The organism is Emticicia sp. BO119, assembly GCF_013912375.1.
Classification (GTDB): domain Bacteria; phylum Bacteroidota; class Bacteroidia; order Cytophagales; family Spirosomataceae; genus Emticicia.
In genome coordinates this window covers 222,943-239,446 of the sequence record NZ_JACETV010000009.1, presented here as the reverse complement: position 1 = coordinate 239,446, position 16,504 = coordinate 222,943, and the positions used below count along the sequence as shown (strand labels likewise).

General features: G+C 36.1%; 16 protein-coding genes. All 16 read right to left on the bottom strand.

Annotated elements, in window-relative coordinates:
- Window positions 1-211: 211 nt before the first annotated feature.
- Window positions 212-2,602 (bottom strand): multicopper oxidase domain-containing protein, encoded by a 2,391-nt coding sequence (locus tag H1R81_RS23785; RefSeq protein ID WP_229251207.1) that lies wholly within the window; start codon window positions 2,600-2,602, stop codon window positions 212-214.
- A 49-nt stretch (window positions 2,603-2,651) separates the two neighbouring features.
- Window positions 2,652-3,395, bottom strand: a complete 744-nt coding sequence (locus H1R81_RS23780) for a hypothetical protein (protein ID WP_181843242.1) — start codon at window positions 3,393-3,395, stop codon at window positions 2,652-2,654.
- Window positions 3,396-3,489: 94 nt separating this feature from the next.
- Window positions 3,490-4,140, bottom strand: a complete 651-nt coding sequence (locus tag H1R81_RS23775) for a class I SAM-dependent methyltransferase (protein WP_181843241.1) — start codon at window positions 4,138-4,140, stop codon at window positions 3,490-3,492.
- Window positions 4,141-4,191: 51 nt separating this feature from the next.
- Window positions 4,192-4,332 (bottom strand): hypothetical protein, encoded by a 141-nt coding sequence (locus H1R81_RS23770; RefSeq protein ID WP_181843240.1) that lies wholly within the window; start codon window positions 4,330-4,332, stop codon window positions 4,192-4,194.
- Window positions 4,320-4,658, bottom strand: a complete 339-nt coding sequence (locus H1R81_RS23765) for a hypothetical protein (protein WP_181843239.1) — start codon at window positions 4,656-4,658, stop codon at window positions 4,320-4,322. Before H1R81_RS23765 ends, H1R81_RS23770 begins: the two co-directional genes overlap by 13 nt.
- A gap of 54 nt (window positions 4,659-4,712) precedes the next feature.
- A complete protein-coding gene (locus tag H1R81_RS23760) occupies window positions 4,713-4,925 on the bottom strand; it encodes a heavy-metal-associated domain-containing protein (RefSeq protein WP_181843238.1) in 213 nt (70 codons plus the stop codon).
- A 36-nt stretch (window positions 4,926-4,961) separates the two neighbouring features.
- Window positions 4,962-7,385 (bottom strand): heavy metal translocating P-type ATPase, encoded by a 2,424-nt coding sequence (locus H1R81_RS23755; protein ID WP_181843237.1) that lies wholly within the window; start codon window positions 7,383-7,385, stop codon window positions 4,962-4,964.
- A 155-nt stretch (window positions 7,386-7,540) separates the two neighbouring features.
- Window positions 7,541-8,923, bottom strand: a complete 1,383-nt coding sequence (locus H1R81_RS23750; protein ID WP_181843236.1) for a DUF2911 domain-containing protein — start codon at window positions 8,921-8,923, stop codon at window positions 7,541-7,543.
- A gap of 32 nt (window positions 8,924-8,955) precedes the next feature.
- Window positions 8,956-9,309, bottom strand: a complete 354-nt coding sequence (locus H1R81_RS23745; RefSeq protein ID WP_181843235.1) for a heavy-metal-associated domain-containing protein — start codon at window positions 9,307-9,309, stop codon at window positions 8,956-8,958.
- 48 nt (window positions 9,310-9,357) lie between these two features.
- Window positions 9,358-10,419 (bottom strand): YncE family protein, encoded by a 1,062-nt coding sequence (locus H1R81_RS23740; RefSeq protein WP_181843234.1) that lies wholly within the window; start codon window positions 10,417-10,419, stop codon window positions 9,358-9,360.
- 2 nt (window positions 10,420-10,421) lie between these two features.
- Complete coding sequence (locus H1R81_RS23735) at window positions 10,422-10,985, bottom strand: AraC family transcriptional regulator (protein ID WP_181843233.1); 564 nt, start codon at window positions 10,983-10,985, stop codon at window positions 10,422-10,424.
- Between the two features lie 12 nt (window positions 10,986-10,997).
- Window positions 10,998-13,223, bottom strand: a complete 2,226-nt coding sequence (locus H1R81_RS23730; RefSeq protein ID WP_181843232.1) for a TonB-dependent siderophore receptor — start codon at window positions 13,221-13,223, stop codon at window positions 10,998-11,000.
- Window positions 13,224-13,295: 72 nt separating this feature from the next.
- Window positions 13,296-13,727 carry an HYC_CC_PP family protein gene (locus H1R81_RS23725; RefSeq protein ID WP_181843231.1) on the bottom strand — a complete coding sequence of 144 codons (432 nt, stop codon included), beginning with the start codon at window positions 13,725-13,727 and terminating at the stop codon, window positions 13,296-13,298.
- A 233-nt stretch (window positions 13,728-13,960) separates the two neighbouring features.
- Entirely contained in the window at window positions 13,961-14,380 is a 420-nt protein-coding gene (locus H1R81_RS23720; RefSeq protein ID WP_229251206.1) for a four-helix bundle copper-binding protein, read from the bottom strand.
- A complete protein-coding gene (locus tag H1R81_RS23715) occupies window positions 14,356-14,970 on the bottom strand; it encodes a DUF305 domain-containing protein (protein ID WP_181843230.1) in 615 nt (204 codons plus the stop codon). Before H1R81_RS23715 ends, H1R81_RS23720 begins: the two co-directional genes overlap by 25 nt.
- 23 nt (window positions 14,971-14,993) lie before the next feature.
- Window positions 14,994-16,358, bottom strand: coding sequence for a hypothetical protein (locus tag H1R81_RS23710; protein WP_181843229.1), 1,365 nt, complete (start codon window positions 16,356-16,358; stop codon window positions 14,994-14,996).
- Between the last annotated feature and the right edge of the window lie 146 nt (window positions 16,359-16,504).

Sequence of the window (16,504 nt, the reverse complement as noted above, 5' to 3'; positions counted from 1 at the left end):
AGCCCTTTGCAGTGTACCAACCCGTGTACCAATAAATTATCAGGTTTATTAAGATGTCGGATAATTACCCAATTCTAAAGATTTAATTAATAGTTTTTTTAGGAATAACGAATATCTCATTAGTTATTGGCAATATTGTGATGATATATTGGCTTATTTATAGTCTCATAAAGAGATTATTAGTTTCTATACAGATAAAAGGGACTAATGATTAATAATTAAAAACTACACCCAAACCGAGACCCATATCACTATCATAGTGAATTCTGGCTCTAATATTTCTTGTTGCAATATAATCAAAGCCTCCCATAAACTCCTTATCGGTGTTTATCATAAACATGCCTCTTAATCTTTTCCCTAATGCAATATCTTCTCTCGATAATTGCAAGCGTACATTCCCATCAGTAAATACTTCGGATTGAAAGTGTATCAGCATGGGTAATGTATAGTTAAAGCCAAGGCTCAAAAGACTACGGTTATCCTTTGTATTAGATTGTTTAAAAATATTCCGCTCAACTTCATTGATTCCAAATTTCCTATATCTCCAATCAAAACCTATAAAAGGCATAAACCATTGCATTTTGCCTATATAACGACCAATATGTGTTTCGGTTTCGTAGCCATGCATATTGTTGTAACCTAATCTCCATTCTGTACCAATGCTCCAGCGGGTGTTCTGGAGCATTATCATCCCATCGTTTCCATTAGTGGCAAAATCATTTTCGGCCATAAAATGAAATCGTCGATCGTCAGAGTTTAACTTTCTGCGTGCCAGTTTAGGATTTTCTATGAGTGGATTTGGCGCTTGGTTTTCATAGGTAAAAACGCGCCCCATGCCACTCATCATGTGATAGAGAATATGGCAGTGAAAAAACCAATCTCCCTCGACATTCGCATTAAACTCTAGTGTATCGGTTTCCATCGGCATAATATCAATAATATTTTTAAGAGGAGCATATTTTCCCTGCCCATTGATAACTCTGAAGTCATGCCCATGTAAGTGCATAGGGTGACGCATCATAGAGCCGTTAGAAAGAATCAGTTTTACGTTTTCACCTTTCTTTATCAATATTTTGTCTGCTTCAGAAACGACTTTGTTATCCAGACTCCAAACGTAACGATTCATATTTCCGCTTAATTCAAATTTTAATATTCTAGAATTTCCGACAGGTAATGAAGTTTTTACAGGTGATTTGAGCATGGCGTAATTAAGTGTAACTATATTGCCTGGCTGTTGATGTGATTGATGACTCATATCAGCCATATTCATTTCTTTCGTATTGCTACCTGTTATTTCCGGATACATGACAGCATTCATATCCATCTGGTTCAAGCTCATACTCATGCCCATATCATCCATACTTCCGTCCATATTCATCATATCATTCATCATTTTCATACCTTCAAAATATTTCAGTTTAGGCATGGGCTGCGTTTTCATCTTCATACCTTCACCTATCCACAGTGATGTGGATTTAGTCCGATCTTCAGCAGTTGCTAAAAACTCATAGCTCATGCCATTCTCGGGAATGGTAACAATAATATCATACGTTTCAGAAACAGCGATAATCAATCTGTCGACCTCAACAGGCTCAACATCATTACCATCACTGGCAACAACTGTAATTCTCCCACCTGCATATTTAAGCCAGAAATAGGTAGAGGCTCCGCCATTAGATACTCTTAAACGGACTTTATCTCCTCCTTTAAACTGTGAAAGAGTATTTTCATTCTTGCCATTTATTAGGAACTTATCGTAATAAACATCGCTTACATCCATCGCATTCATGCGTTTCCACTCATTTTTAAGTTTTACTCCAAAGTATCCTTGATTGATTGCCTCGCCATAACTTTGAGTAGTCCCCTTCTTGATAGCAAACCAATCGGTCGCATTATGCAGCATTCTATGAACATTTTCTGGCTTATAATCTGTCCATTCGCTCAAAATAATTGGGACTGTGGGTAAGTCGTCTATTCCTTTTCTAAATGTTGGGTCATCAGGACGTTTGTTCATAACAAAACTGCCATACATACCTATTTGCTCTTGTAAGCCTGAATGACTATGGTACCAATGTGTACCATTTTGAATTATAGGAAACTTGTATAGATAAGTTGTTTTAGGCTTTATGGGCATTTGAGTAAGATAAGGGACACCATCTTCTTTATTTGGCAGGAATACCCCGTGCCAGTGTAAAGAGGTCATTTCATTAAGTTCATTATGTACATATATTTCGGCTGTATCACCTTCGGTAAAAGTCAATGTAGGCATTGGGATTTGCCCATTTACAGCTATAGCCCTTTTCTGTTTACCCGAATAATTTACAAGGGAATCACGGATGTACAGGTCATACCTTACTGTTTGGGCTGTATTGTTTGCCTTTTGAATGTTTTTGTCTTCTCTTGCCTTAGGTACAGTAATAACCTTATTAGGTATAGAGATGTTATGATTTTCGTGCTGTGCAAAAAGTGAACCTGAGATAAATAGAAAAGCACATATTAAAAAGTATTTCATTTTACCTGAGTAATGTGAGAAATGAATCTCAACACTTACCTTTCCAGAAATGTAATACTCTATTGTAATATTTTTTAATGTTTCTATCATACTAATTTTTAGAATATATATAATCAAAAAAAGAAACGAAAACAGATTACTAGCCCAATAGCTTTTTTGTTCTCTTGGTACTTATAAAAAACAATATAAATCCTGAAAGGATAGTGAATAATCCAAAAATTGAAAAAGCTTTTAACAGCCAGTTAGAAATATTATCACGACCCTGATAATCCATTGTATGTAACATCCATAAAAAATCGAAAATACGCCATTTATGATTTCTGAATTTCTGGACTGTGCCTAATTCGGTACTCACATAAACAGTGGTATTTGAAGGATGCTCAAATGTGATGGCATAGGCTGGGAGAGGTTGGCCCCGATATTCGTGATGATTGTCAACAGTCGTTAAGTATTGAGTTGATTTTATTTTGGCTTTATCCGCGAAACTCAATTGAGCAACCTTGGATGCTTCTTTCTCAGAAAGCTCGGCACGTAGTTTTCCAGAAATAGCATGAGCTAATTTTATCCTCTTCGGGCTGTCATGCTCTTTTGAATATGAGATTTGATAGAACGGCTCACCTAAAATCTGAATCAAACGAATATCCAGAATATAGCTAACAGTATCATTTATTTTAACTTTTTGCAGAATATCAGAAAGGTTTGCCAATGGAATGTCGCCACTAATAGGGTGAATACTGGTTTTATGATGATCCCCATGAATTTCATCCATATCAGACCAACTAAAATATAATCCACCTAATGTCCAAAAAAGGAATTGGATACCTAGGATAATGCCTAAATATCTATGAGATTTTCGGATATAATAATGTTTGCTTTTTGCCATTTATTCCAAATTTTTCAGATTAAAAGAAATACCCCTGCATAGTGCCAAAAATATAGATATTAGTAATCCATGTTTTGAGAATAAAAATACCTTTTCACTTTTTGTGAAAGATAAAATAAGACAGCGTACCAATGAGAGTATTTAGAGATATTGGAATTGCTAAATTATCGAACCCTGCTTCTTTTATAAATAAAGGCATGTTTCCTTTAACATTATCATTGGTCGTTTTAAATCCATCCAATATTTGTACCAAGGCAAAGGTTATTCGCATAATAGAATTGGCAGCTTTTCCCCAGTCAGTAATAATTAACGTACCGTTTGGCTTTAGGACTCTAAAAATCTCATTTAAACATTTTAATTTGTTTTCCTGAGTTAATTGATGAAAGACAAGACAACTATAAACTTTGTCAAAACACGCATCCTTATAAGGTAATGCTTCTCCATCGTATAAGTCTAATTGTGCTTCTACTGCATTTTTTTCTAACTTAAATTGAGCGATTTGTTTTACTTTAGAATCAATATCAACGCCTTTCAAATCTACATTTTTGCAAAGTTTTTTTACGAGCAGTAAATTCTGACCTGTTCCAAAACCAAACTCCAGGATTTTTTCATTTGGCATGGGGTTTATTTCTTTTACCAAAATTGACCTGAACTTTTTTTCAGGCATAGTCAGCTTGACAACTAAATCATAATAAGCTGTCAGAAAATCGTAGCCTAATGCAGGGATAAATTCTTTCTTCTTCATAAGCACAACAGAGATAACCTTATATTACCTCTGTTTAATAATGATTCATATTTAATGTTTATGCCCTGCCATTCTATCAGCAGGCATACAGTGATTTTCATACAAGCAATGTACAGCACAGGCTGCCTGCTGTTTGTAATTATCGTGTAGCAACATCACTATTTCTCCTTTTGCATTTTTTACTTCGCACATTCCTGTGTGAGATGCTTTACCAACTCTTTACCAACGGTATAATTTTCCTCAGTTCCATTAATATAATAAACGAACGTGCCATTTTTCGGAGCTTTACCAACTACTTTACCAGTATTATCCTTAATATTGCCGTTAGCATCTACTTTGGTAATGGCCTTTCCGGTATGGTCTAAGCTTCCGTCTGAAGTTAAAGTACCAATATGTTTTCTTTCATAATAAATATGACCTTTTGAATCAACTTTAGGGATTAAATTAGTTGATTTCTGGCCCAATACGCTCATCATTGAAATCAAAATGAGGGAGAGTGTTAAGATTACATTTTTCATTGTTTAATTAGTTATAATGTTTGATTATTTGCTTGGTAAATCTTATTTGAAGATTTAATTTATCGCTTCAATTTTAAAACCTGCGCTTTTTACCGCCTCGATTACGTTTTCAGTTGGAACATCTGAATGAGTAATGGTCAGTATCTTATCCGGATTTTCAGTGTTTACCTGCCAATTATCTTTCCCTACAGTTTCATTCAGTTTATTTGTTACCCTTGCAACACAGCCACTACAATTAATATTTGTTTTGAATGCTTGATTTTCCATTTTTCTAAATTTAATTTATATTGTGTTATTTGATATTCATTGTAAACTTTTACTTCTGAGTCTAAGACTGTTACTTACTACAGAGATAGAACTCAAGGCCATTGCTGCCCCCGCAATCATGGGATTGAGCAAATAACCATTAAAGGGATAGAGAACACCAGCGGCGATGGGAATGCCAATAAGGTTATAAATGAATGCCCAAAACAGATTTTGCTTTATAGCCAAAGTCGTAATTTTCGACAATTTAATAGCTTGTGGAATTTTCGTTAAGTCAGATGAAATAATAGTCATTTTCGCTACATCCATTGCTATGTCACTCCCTTTTCCCATTGCAATGCTGACATCTGCCTGAGCCAGCGCATTGCTGTCATTGATGCCATCTCCTACCATTGCGACCACATTTCCCTGTTTCTGTATCTCTTTAATGAAGTCAGACTTCTGAGAAGGCAATACTTCTGCCTTGAAATCTGTTATTCCGGCCATTTTAGCCACGGATGCAGCAGTTTTAGGATTATCCCCTGTAAGCATATAGACTTTTATCCCCTGAGATTGTAAGTTCTTAATAGCTTCTATAGACGTTTTCTTTATTTGGTCTTCAATAGCGATTACTGCTAACGCTTCATCTGACTTGGCAAACCAAATAACTGTCTTTGCCTCCCCGAGCCATTGATCAGCCTTTGCTTTTAATTGAGCATCAATCTTTATCTTTTTGTTGATAAGTAAGTTCTCATTTCCTACAAAATATAACTCATCTGCTACCATCGCTTTTGCACCGAATCCAGTAATGCTTTCAAAATGATGTACTGGTGCAGGAAAAGTGTCTTTAAAGTATTTCACCACCGCTTCCGCTAACGGATGCTCAGACTGCTTTTCTATTGAAACTAACGCAACACTGTTTGTTTGATTTTCGTTTTTCCAATATATATTGGTTACAGCAGGCTTGCCTTCAGTTATAGTTCCTGTTTTGTCCAAGACCACCGCTTTTATTTTAGTTGCTAATTCGAGGCTTTCAGCGTCTTTAATAAGTATCCCATTTTCTGCGCCTTTTCCAACTCCTGCCATGATCGCAGTGGGAGTAGCCAAACCTAAAGCACATGGACAGGCAATTACCAGAACTGTTACCATTGTTAATAAGCCTTGTGTCAGACCATTTTCACCACCAAATATGAGCCAGGTAAAAAAGGTGATAATGGCAATAAGAATAACAATTGGGACGAATATCCCTGCAATCTTATCAACTAATTTTTGTACAGGAGCTTTACTACCTTGTGCCTCTTGAACCATCTTAATAATCTGCGCCAGAATAGTATCACTTCCAACTTTGATGGCTTTAAACTGAAAACTCCCTTTCTGATTGATTGTACCCGCATAAACCTTGTCTTTTGTTGCTTTTTCTACGGGAATTGGTTCTCCGCTTAACATACTTTCGTCTATAAAAGAAACACCGCTTACGATTTCACCATCTACTGCTATTTTTTCACCGGGCTTCACGAGAATGATGTCACCAATTTTAATACTATGAATAGGAACCTGCAATTGATGCCCACCTTCATGCACAATAGTAACTGTTTTGGGTTGTAGCCCCATCAATTTTTTCAGGGCGGATGAAGTATTCCCTTTAGCCTTTTCTTCGAGCCATTTACCTAATAGAATAAAAGAAATGACTACTGCTGCTGCTTCAAAATATACGTGGGCATGTAATCCTTTTTCATGCCAGTATTCAGGATTAACGGTATTGAATATACTGAATAAATAAGCAACACCCGTGCTTAAAGCAACCAGCGTGTCCATATTAGCTGAACGATGCTTAGCCTGTTTCCAGGCATTTACAAAAAACTGCTTGCCAAAAACAAAAAGAACGGGGGTAGATAATGCCCACATAATATAATTGCTATATGGGATGCTCATAAAAAACATGCCGATAGCAACAACAGGGATTGAAAGAATAATCGACCAAAGCGTTTTTTTCTTTAATAAGTCAAAGTTTTTTTCTCTGGCTTTTTCCAATTCATCTTTCGCCTCCTCGCTTTCGTCCACTAAAAGGTCATATCCTATAGACTGCAATGCTGCTTTTAACTGATTTGCATCTACAAGTGTCGGGATATACTCTATGTGTGCAGTTGCATTGGCATAATTGACGTTTGCACTAATAACTCCTTCCTGATTTTCAAGAATACTCTGAACACTACTGGCGCAACTGGCGCAAGTCATATTTGAAACTGCGAGATTCTTTTTTACGGTGGTTACATCATAGCCTAAATCCCTTATTTCTTTGACTGCATTTGTAAGGATGCTGTTATCAGGAGATGAAGTAATGACAGCCTTGTTATTATTTAATTCAACTTTATGGCTTAATACACCTTGAACTTTGCTCAAACCCTTATCTACAATCAAGGCGCAATGTTCACTTTCCACCCCTTCAAGAGGTATCTCTAAAGTAATATTTTTATTTTTATCCATTGTCTAAATATTTTGATAGAACAAAGGTATAGAGAAAGAGAACAAACCTGCTTATAGCCTGTTTGCATTGATTTATATAATTTTCAGGTAGAGTTTTTTAGGAGAACCAAAGGAATCCTTAAGAATGAAAACAGAATTCCTTTGGCTTCGAAAAGTTATTTAATAGTCTCTTTTACACTGCCACAAGTCAGCATAGAGCTTCCGTAATAGGGATTTTTTATATCGCTTTCGCTACTTAACCAACCTGCCTTTTTCATCGGGCAATATTGTTGATATATAGGCTCTGAAGAAATTTTTGCACCTTTGGCTAAAGTATAAAAGTTTTCTGATAGACTTTGGAATATTTCTCTTTGCTTCTTCAAATCTTTTGCATCTGCGATTTTCTGTGCATCTGAAATGATTTTTGAGTTCACCTTCATAAACTCAGTGTGTTGTTTCATTTCCATTTTATTCATAACAATAGCCTTCATAGCAGAAACCAACACTCCTGCTGCTTTGGCAGACGCATCTGCATCAGATGCGACCAAGGCATTTTTTATAGTGTAGTAAGCATCCAAAACAGGTTTAAAAATAGATTGGTTTTCTTTCATAGAAGACATCTCATGACCACCATGAGAATGGTTATTATGATTTTCGCTATTATCAGCAAGCATCGTATTTGAAGCCGGGGCGGTAATACCTGTAATTTTCTGCCACTCCTCTACTTTTTTCTGTAAATTGGCAACTGCCCCTTTTAGGTTCTTTTTATTGCCTAATTCAATCGCTTTCTGAGCTGACTTCGTAGCCGCGATATAATCCTTTTGTTCTTCCAGTATTTTTATTGTCAGGTTGGCGTAATTAAAATTGTCACTAGCCATTTCTTCTGACCTTTTTGACCAGATCAAAGCCTGCTTCAAGTCTTTTTTATTAGCAAAATAATACTGAGCGGCATTATTGAAGAATTTTGCATCCTCAACTTTTTCAACATTGATTTTTTGGTTAATATCATTCATTACGACTGCATCTGCATTACTTTTCACCGGAACTTTGATTTGGGTATTTTCCCAATTTAAATAAATTTTAGCGGAGTAATCCGGTAAAATATCTTCTATGCTTATTGAAAAAGATTCATATGTTCTGGCGGTAGTTTCTGGCTTTATCCTGATACGGAATAAATCTTTTTTGTCGTCATAACTAAATGCCCCATGTCCTGTTGTATCTGTGTTTAAAATGACTGTCCATTCATTCGAATTAGGAATGGTAAACAGCGAATAGCTGCCTTTTTTAACAGGCTGCCCGCCAAAAAAAATATCTTCACTGAAACGAATCCTTGTGCTTTCTCCGGCACCTGTGCGCCAGATTTGATTAAAAGGAACTAATTCACCAAAAATTTTGCGACCTCGCATCAGAGGTTTTTCGTATTTAAGACTAATGTCAGTAAAACCTAATTTTTGTTTCCATTCAGCCTCTGGGCTTGGTGGAGGTGTTTTTAATTCAATTTGTGCATTAGAGATAATACAGATTCCAAGAAACAAAATAATTATTGCTATCTTCTTCATGACTCTACTATTTAAAGATTGACTGATTAATTTTAATTATGCATAGGTTCTCCGTCTTTTTTACAACAAGACGGAAGCTTGTTGTAGCTTTTTTCGTTAGCTATTGTTTCATCTGCATCATAGCCAGCATCATTTACCGCTTTTTTTAATTTTGAAATATCTGTTTTTTTCGGATTAAAAGTAATGGTTACCACTTTATCCATTAAATCAAGATTAGACTCAGAAACTCCTTTGGTAAAAGCTAACTGCTTTTCTATGCGCTCTTTACACATTTCGCAAATAGCAGATGTTTTGATTTTTACCTGTGAAGGTGGGTCTGCTTTAAATGCCAGGCTGAAAATTGAAAAAAATGAGATTGCTAAAACTGAAAAAATGGTCGGTTTCATTGTTTGAATTATTTTATGATTTAATAGTATTTTATTTTAAGGTTATCGTCAGAGCTTAATGACGATACCATTAGGCTTTTTACCAACAGAAATGGTTTTAACTACCTTGTGTTGCATAACATTAATGACTGAAACACTGGCAGTTTCCTGATTGGTTACGTAGGCAGTCATGTCCTTAAAGGCAATTGCATGGGCGCCAGCAGCGGTTGTAAATGCCCCCGCATACATCATTTTGCCAGAATTATCCTTTACCCACCAATGCACCTTACCTGCGTTAGGGTCAGTAACCCACATTTCTTTCGTAGCAGTATGATAAGCCACAAAACCCGGCATAAATCCCAAAGGTACAGTTTCGACCACTTTGAGTGTTTCTACATCAATAATTGAAACGCTTTGGCCGTCTTCATTATCAACATACATGCGTCCGTCAGTTCCAACCCATGCACCTACAGGATTTTTGCCAACATTGATTGTTTGCAAAAGAGTTTTAGTATCTGGATTAATCGCACTAACAGTATTACTTGCTCCATTGGCAACAAAAGCTACTGTGCCATCGGAAGAAAATGTGATTTCGGCAGGCTCCATTCCAACAGAGACAGTATTTTTTAGCGCAAACGTATTCGCATCATATATTAAGACTTTTCCATCCTCATCCATTTGTGAAGTCCAGATTTCTTTACCGTCAGGTGAATAGATAGCATTATGAGTCATGCCAATAGAATTAAAAATTCTAATGTTCAATCCTGTTGTTGCATCCAGAATCGCGACTTTTCCACTCATTCCGGCCATACCACCCGAATGCCCTTCACTTAAATCCATTCCCGGGGCAGCAATTGAAATCTGTGTTTTACTTGGGTTCAGATAAATGTGATGCGGGTAAGATAAAGCCTTACCCATATTCATGCCCTCCATGTGTGTGACTGTTCCATCCGTTAAGGGAATGGTGGCAGAAATTTCATCGGTGGTTAAATTGATTACTGAAAGTGTACTACTTTCACCATTGACTACATAAGCCGCCGGGTAGTTGATATAGGGCTGAGGTTGCTTAGTACTCATGTCCATACATGAGGAAAACAACAGGGCAGAAACTATAATAAGTATATTTTTCATATCTAAATCTGATTAATGGAGATGCGCTTGTTTTCCTTTAATAGCTTAAAATGACTTGGCGTTAAACCCGTCACCTTCTTAAATTGCATTGAAAGGTGCTGAACACTGCTATAATACAGCAAATCAGCGATTTGGCTCAAAGAATATTCATCGTAAACCAAGAGTTCTTTAACTTTTTCAATTTTCTGATTGATTAAAAATTGTTCAATGGTTGTACCCTCAACTTCTGAAAAAAGTGTCGTCAGATATTTATAATCTCTGCCTAGTTTTTCAGCGATATATGCAGAAGGATTGATTTTCTTCAATTGCTCGGGTTGAGTTTGTACCAGTTCGATAATCGTAGTTTTAATGATATGGACAATCTGTTTACGTTTGTCATCTAACAATTCAAAGCCGTATGATTTCAGACCTTTCGAAATAACCTCAATTTGTTTCTCATCTAACTCAGAGTCTGTTTCCACTAAGCCTAAATCAACCTTTATCGTTTTAATGTTATTTTTTTTAAAGAGGTCTGCCGTTACCATCTTGCATCTGTCGCAAACCATGTTTTTAATATATAAAGTCATGTTTTTCGATTTTTACTTGATTTTGTAACGCATACCAATATAGACCATTCTGCCAATGACTGGCCCCCATGTCATACCTGCATCAAAATGTCTTCCGAAAGGATCATCAGAAGCTATGATCGGATTGGCTTGTGTAAAATTGTTCAGGTTCTCGCCCCCTAAGTAGACATCCCATTTTAAGAAAGTCCGGGTAATTTGTGCATTGATATTTGAATATCCCGGTGCAGTAGCAGATGCTTTGAAATAGCTTTCTATATGCTGTGGCATTGCGGGGATTCTTCTTGCTCCATTCCATTGCCATGTCAAATCAAATTTCCATTTATCGTAGGGTAAGGCATAACCTATATTAAATAAAACCCTATCCCGGTTTAAGAATTGTTTGGACTTTAATAACAGGCTTCGATCTGTTTGAAGGAAATCATTTTTTACATCAAACAAGCGATAGGCTATTTTTAAATCGAATCGCTTTGCAGGAACATAGTTAAGTTCGGCTTGAAAACTATTGGAATAAGAACGTCCTTGTAAATTATAGAACCGAAGTAAACCAGCCGATTCCATATCTACAATAACCTGATTTTGAAAGTCAGTACGATACGCATCTATAATAAGAGACGTTTTATTACCAAATACGTGAAACTCGTTACTTAGACTTATACCATAGTTCCAGGATTCTTCAGGTCTAAGCGTATTTTCAAATTCAACAAAACGACTGCTTACCAAAAGACCATAATTTTCTGCTAATGGGTTTGCCACTCGCCACCCTTTGCCAGCACTTACCCTTAAATGAATATCTTTACTAATGTCATACTTTGCGTGAAGTCTTGGGGTAAATCTTGTGCCATAGAGATTGTGTATATCTACTCTACCGCCTGCAACAATTGTCAATTTTTCCGGTAAAGTATAAGTATATTCAAAGAAAGCACCCGGTACAGACTCTTGGCGGTTACGGGGGTTAATACCTGAAAGAGTTTCATTGTAATCATCTAATAAATAACTCAGGCCAGCTTTGTATTGATGGTTTGTATTACCAAAGATATTCTGATATATCAGGTTCGCATACAGAGTTTTCTGAACACCAGTATAATTACGAAGCCCGAAGAATGATTGGTTATCGTGAACTGCTCCATTTAAAATCAAGCCTAATCCTTTGTAAGGCTTACTCTGATAAAAACGGGCTGTTTTACTAAAAAACTCAATTCGCTTGGTTTGGCTTCCAAAACCATAGACTAATGATGAACCTCTCTGTTCAGGCTGAAAATTATTTTGCCCACCCAAGCGGTCTTCATATAATCCTTTAATACCAAATTGCACCATATAATTGTCAGTTTGATACTTCCAGCGATTAATAACATTATACTGATTGTAAAGCGGTATATCTAAAAAATTATCACCGTTTCTATCAATTCTGTTTTGAAGCGTAGAGACATGACTTAGTAAGCCGACAGAAAGTTTTTTATTGATTTTTTTTGCCAGATTGAGATTAACTTCTCCTCGTCCAAAAGAATTTAGATAAGTATTGAGATAGAGTTTATCGGCAAGTTCAGGTTTTTGCAGTTCAATATTAATTTGTCCTGTCATAGACTCATAGCCACTTACCACTGACCCCGCGCCTTTGCCTACATCAATTGAACTTATCCAGGTGCCTGGAATATAATTAAGTCCGAAAGTAGTGTTTAGACCACGAATATTGGGTATATTCTCAGAATTGGTCTGCACGTAATTTCCGCTTAAACCTAATAGTTGAATTTGTTTGGATCCTGTGACTGCATCGGAATAACTAACGGAAACGCTTGCATTTGTTTCAAAACTTTCAGACAAGTTGCAGCAGGCTGCTTTGGCAAGAGCTTTTGTGGTTATGATTTCTGTTTGAATCGGATTTAACCGATCAATAACAGTAGCCTCACTTTTAACTGTGACTTCTTGAAGCGTTGATGATTCAGGTTGCAGATGAATAGTAAGAAATTCTTCCGATTGGACTATTAAAGTATCAGTTTTAAATCCTACTGAACTAATAATAAGGTGACGATTATCGACAGTCTTAGACAGATTAAATTTGCCCTCAATATCAGCAGATGTACCAAGTTTGGAGTTCTTCCAACGAACGACTGCACCAATAACTGGTTCAACTTTGCCATCCGCTTTTTTCTCTAAAACAATACCCTTCAAGGTTTGTGAAAATGAACTATAGGATATAAGGATAAAAAACCCTATAAAGATGTTTTTAAAATTAGCCGACATGATATTTTGATTTTGATTAAAAACTATATTGCCAACCGTGATACGAGCATGGTTGAAAATGAATTTTCTATATCAAATCAAAAAAGTCCGGATACGTATAAGCAGATTTTTCCCTGATAGGGGTGGTGCAGCATCATAGAAATGAGGAATCCTAAACGAAACAGATTCATTTTCCCATGAACTTAATGTAAAATTTGAAACTGGTTTATCTAACCAGAAAAAAGCAGGAGTTTGTAACTCCGGATTGTATCCATTCGAAGAATCCGTAATGACTTTGTGAACAGTCGTATGCTCTTCGCAGCATTTTGTTTTCTTGAAATGCTGAAGCTTTAAAGAACTTGTTGCTCTTTTTTTATCAGAACAACATTTTTTCGGTGTAGAAACTATAAAAGTTTTTTTTCCTTTAACCTTACACAAATGTTCTATCACGGTAAACCCCATGCTGGCAAAAAGCACCTGGAATGCCATCAGTAAACAAAATATTTGTGTAAGTCTTTTTTTCACTTCGTTGAAATAAAGTACAAATGTCAAACATTTCCTAAAAATAAGGTTATACTTTGTTCTTTATCTTTTATATAATTTTCAGATACGTCTATTCCTATATACCCCTAATACCTTATATGTGTAAATTTTCTCTACTTGAATTAAAGCTATAAGAATAACTATTAAGAAGGACAATAGAGTACCTTTTAGCAAGGCACTCTATTCCAATATTATAGATTTTTGCAAATCAGAGGTTACACAGCTAACGCCATTTCTTCACAAATAGTTGCACATTTATAACATGCTTCTGCACATTCACGGCAATGTTCCATACCCATTTTTGCATGTTTCTCACATTCTTCAGCGCAGGCTTTGCATATCTTAGAGCAAATTTTACAAAGATCAGCAGAAAATTCGCTCTCCAAACTCATTAGTTCTACTGCTGAGCGGCATATTGCTGCACATTCCAAATCGAGTTGAATGCATTTTGTCAAGTGATGCAGATGTTCTTCCTTTAAACATTCTGTAGCACAGTGGCTACAAATAGTTGCACAGGCGTTACAGGCCTGAATGCAGTCTTGAAATTTTTGATGTGCCATAATAATTTCTGTTTGATGTCTTTTTATTATAATAAGATTAGTTATCTGAATTAATTGCGATTGTTTAAAAGCCATACTTGAAAGTCTTTGATTTCCTTTTGCTGAGCTTTAACAATACTTGCAGCCAGTATTTTCAACTGACCATCTGTTCCATTCAGTACTTCAAGATTTGCCATTTCTATGGCACTTTGGTGATGTCCAATCATTAATGTAGAAAAATCTTCATCAACTTTCCCATTTATAATCTGCAAGTCTGCATTCCTATCCATCTTATCCATTATTTCCATCATTTTACTGGTAAATTCAGGGTTATTGGCTTTCGGGTTATTTTTAGATAAGAAGTTTTCTAATTCCTTAATCTCATTTTCTTGTTCGGCAATTAAATTTTGTGCCAAGTCTTTTATCTGATTATCACTCCCATCTTGAAGCTCAAACTTAGCCATTTCAATTGCACCTTGGTGATGCACTTTCATCATCATAGCAAAATCAACATCTGGATCTTTCGTCATCATCATTTGATCCATTTTGTTCATCATTTCATGCATTATCCCCATCATCTGGTTATCATCATGTTGTTGTACTTCAATCAAATCATTATCTTTTTTGCAAGAACTACTTGCAATTAAGACAATACACACTGTCAGGATTTTGAATAAAATTTTCATAGTTAAAATTGTTTTGATTAAAATTAAATGTTCATTTTCATAAGGGATGGATATATTCTTAGAAAGACTTGTCCAGAAACAGGGTTTTTGCCGTATAATTCATTTAGTCGCTTATCAGCATAATATAGAGTAAATTGGCTTCCTGAGGCAAAGCGAATTTTTTTAAATGAAAACAGGTCATAGTTAAAACCAAGCGTAAAAGCATTGATAGGAAATAAAGTATTCGTGCTAAAATCTATTTCATTTAAATCCAATTCCTTGACCGATTTCTGAGTCCATTCATAGCGTGTATAAAGGGCTAATTTCTGGTGTCTCAGACTCGCCTCAATTAATACTGCATTTTCACTCTTGCTTTCTTTTTGTTGATTGATTCCCCAAAGTGTAGTGATTGTCAAGAACTTCTCTTTACCAAAATTTTTGGCGTAGATAGCAGAAGCAGTTGTGCGAGTTACATCTTCGTCAGCATGCAATAGTTCCGGACTTTTTATCCATCCCTGAGAAACCTGAAATGACCAGTTACTGGTTGGATTATAAGATATACGTCCACTATAAGAATCAAAACGGGGCTTATCAAAATTATAGCGATTTTCATCAGGTTCTCTACCCGTAAAAGAGGATGCTTCAAATTTTAGATTATTGAACCGATAGCCGATGGTTGCTACACCAAATGTAATATGTGTTCCATCATTCCAATGGTGGCTAAGGGGTGCATCAGGATTAGCTAAAGCAGACGGACGATGCATAAATGCTACTGAACCTAAAGCGGGTTCTCCAGGATAGGCTAAATAAAATGATAAATCTGATTTCTTTGAGAAAGCATATGTGTATCCGATAGAAAGCTCTGAAAAAAGGTCGTGTGGATGTTGCGAATCTACTAAAGGCCGTCCTTGCCAGCTTTCACCCGTTTGAAATAAAAGTGGATAGCCAGCTCCACTTTCAGTTATACGGTCGGCAGATAACATGGTATTAAATCGTAATAAGCCTTTTTCTCCTAATTTCCTTTGTCCCATAAACATCAACCAGTTAGGTGCGCTAAATGCTTTTCCTCTTCTCACGTTTTCCTTGCCAATATTTTGTATGGTATATCTGGGTGCTATATTCCAATGCAACATATACATCCATTTCCGGCTATGTATCATAGCACCATATATAGGGACTGCATCTGGTAGCCACGCCGTGCCTGAACCATTACGGTTCATGGGAAGATTGAGAGAAAAGGCATGACTCATAGGAGGCATGTGTCTCATAGAGGAATCATGTTTAATCATCTCATGATGTCCTGTATTAATTGTATCAGTTTTTTGGTGCTCGTGTTGATGGTGTTGAGCAAAGCCTGTCAGGGCATTCATTGTAAGTAATGACGTGACGATAATAGAATGTATTTTCATGGCAATCTTTTTTTTCAAAATCACGAAAAAAGTATTCCAGAAACCAGACTGTTATAATAGGATGTAAGGTGGTTTTGGCAAAAAACGGCCAAGATTACGTTAGAACACTATTTTCAAATGAACGGGGCTGATAATTATATAAATTG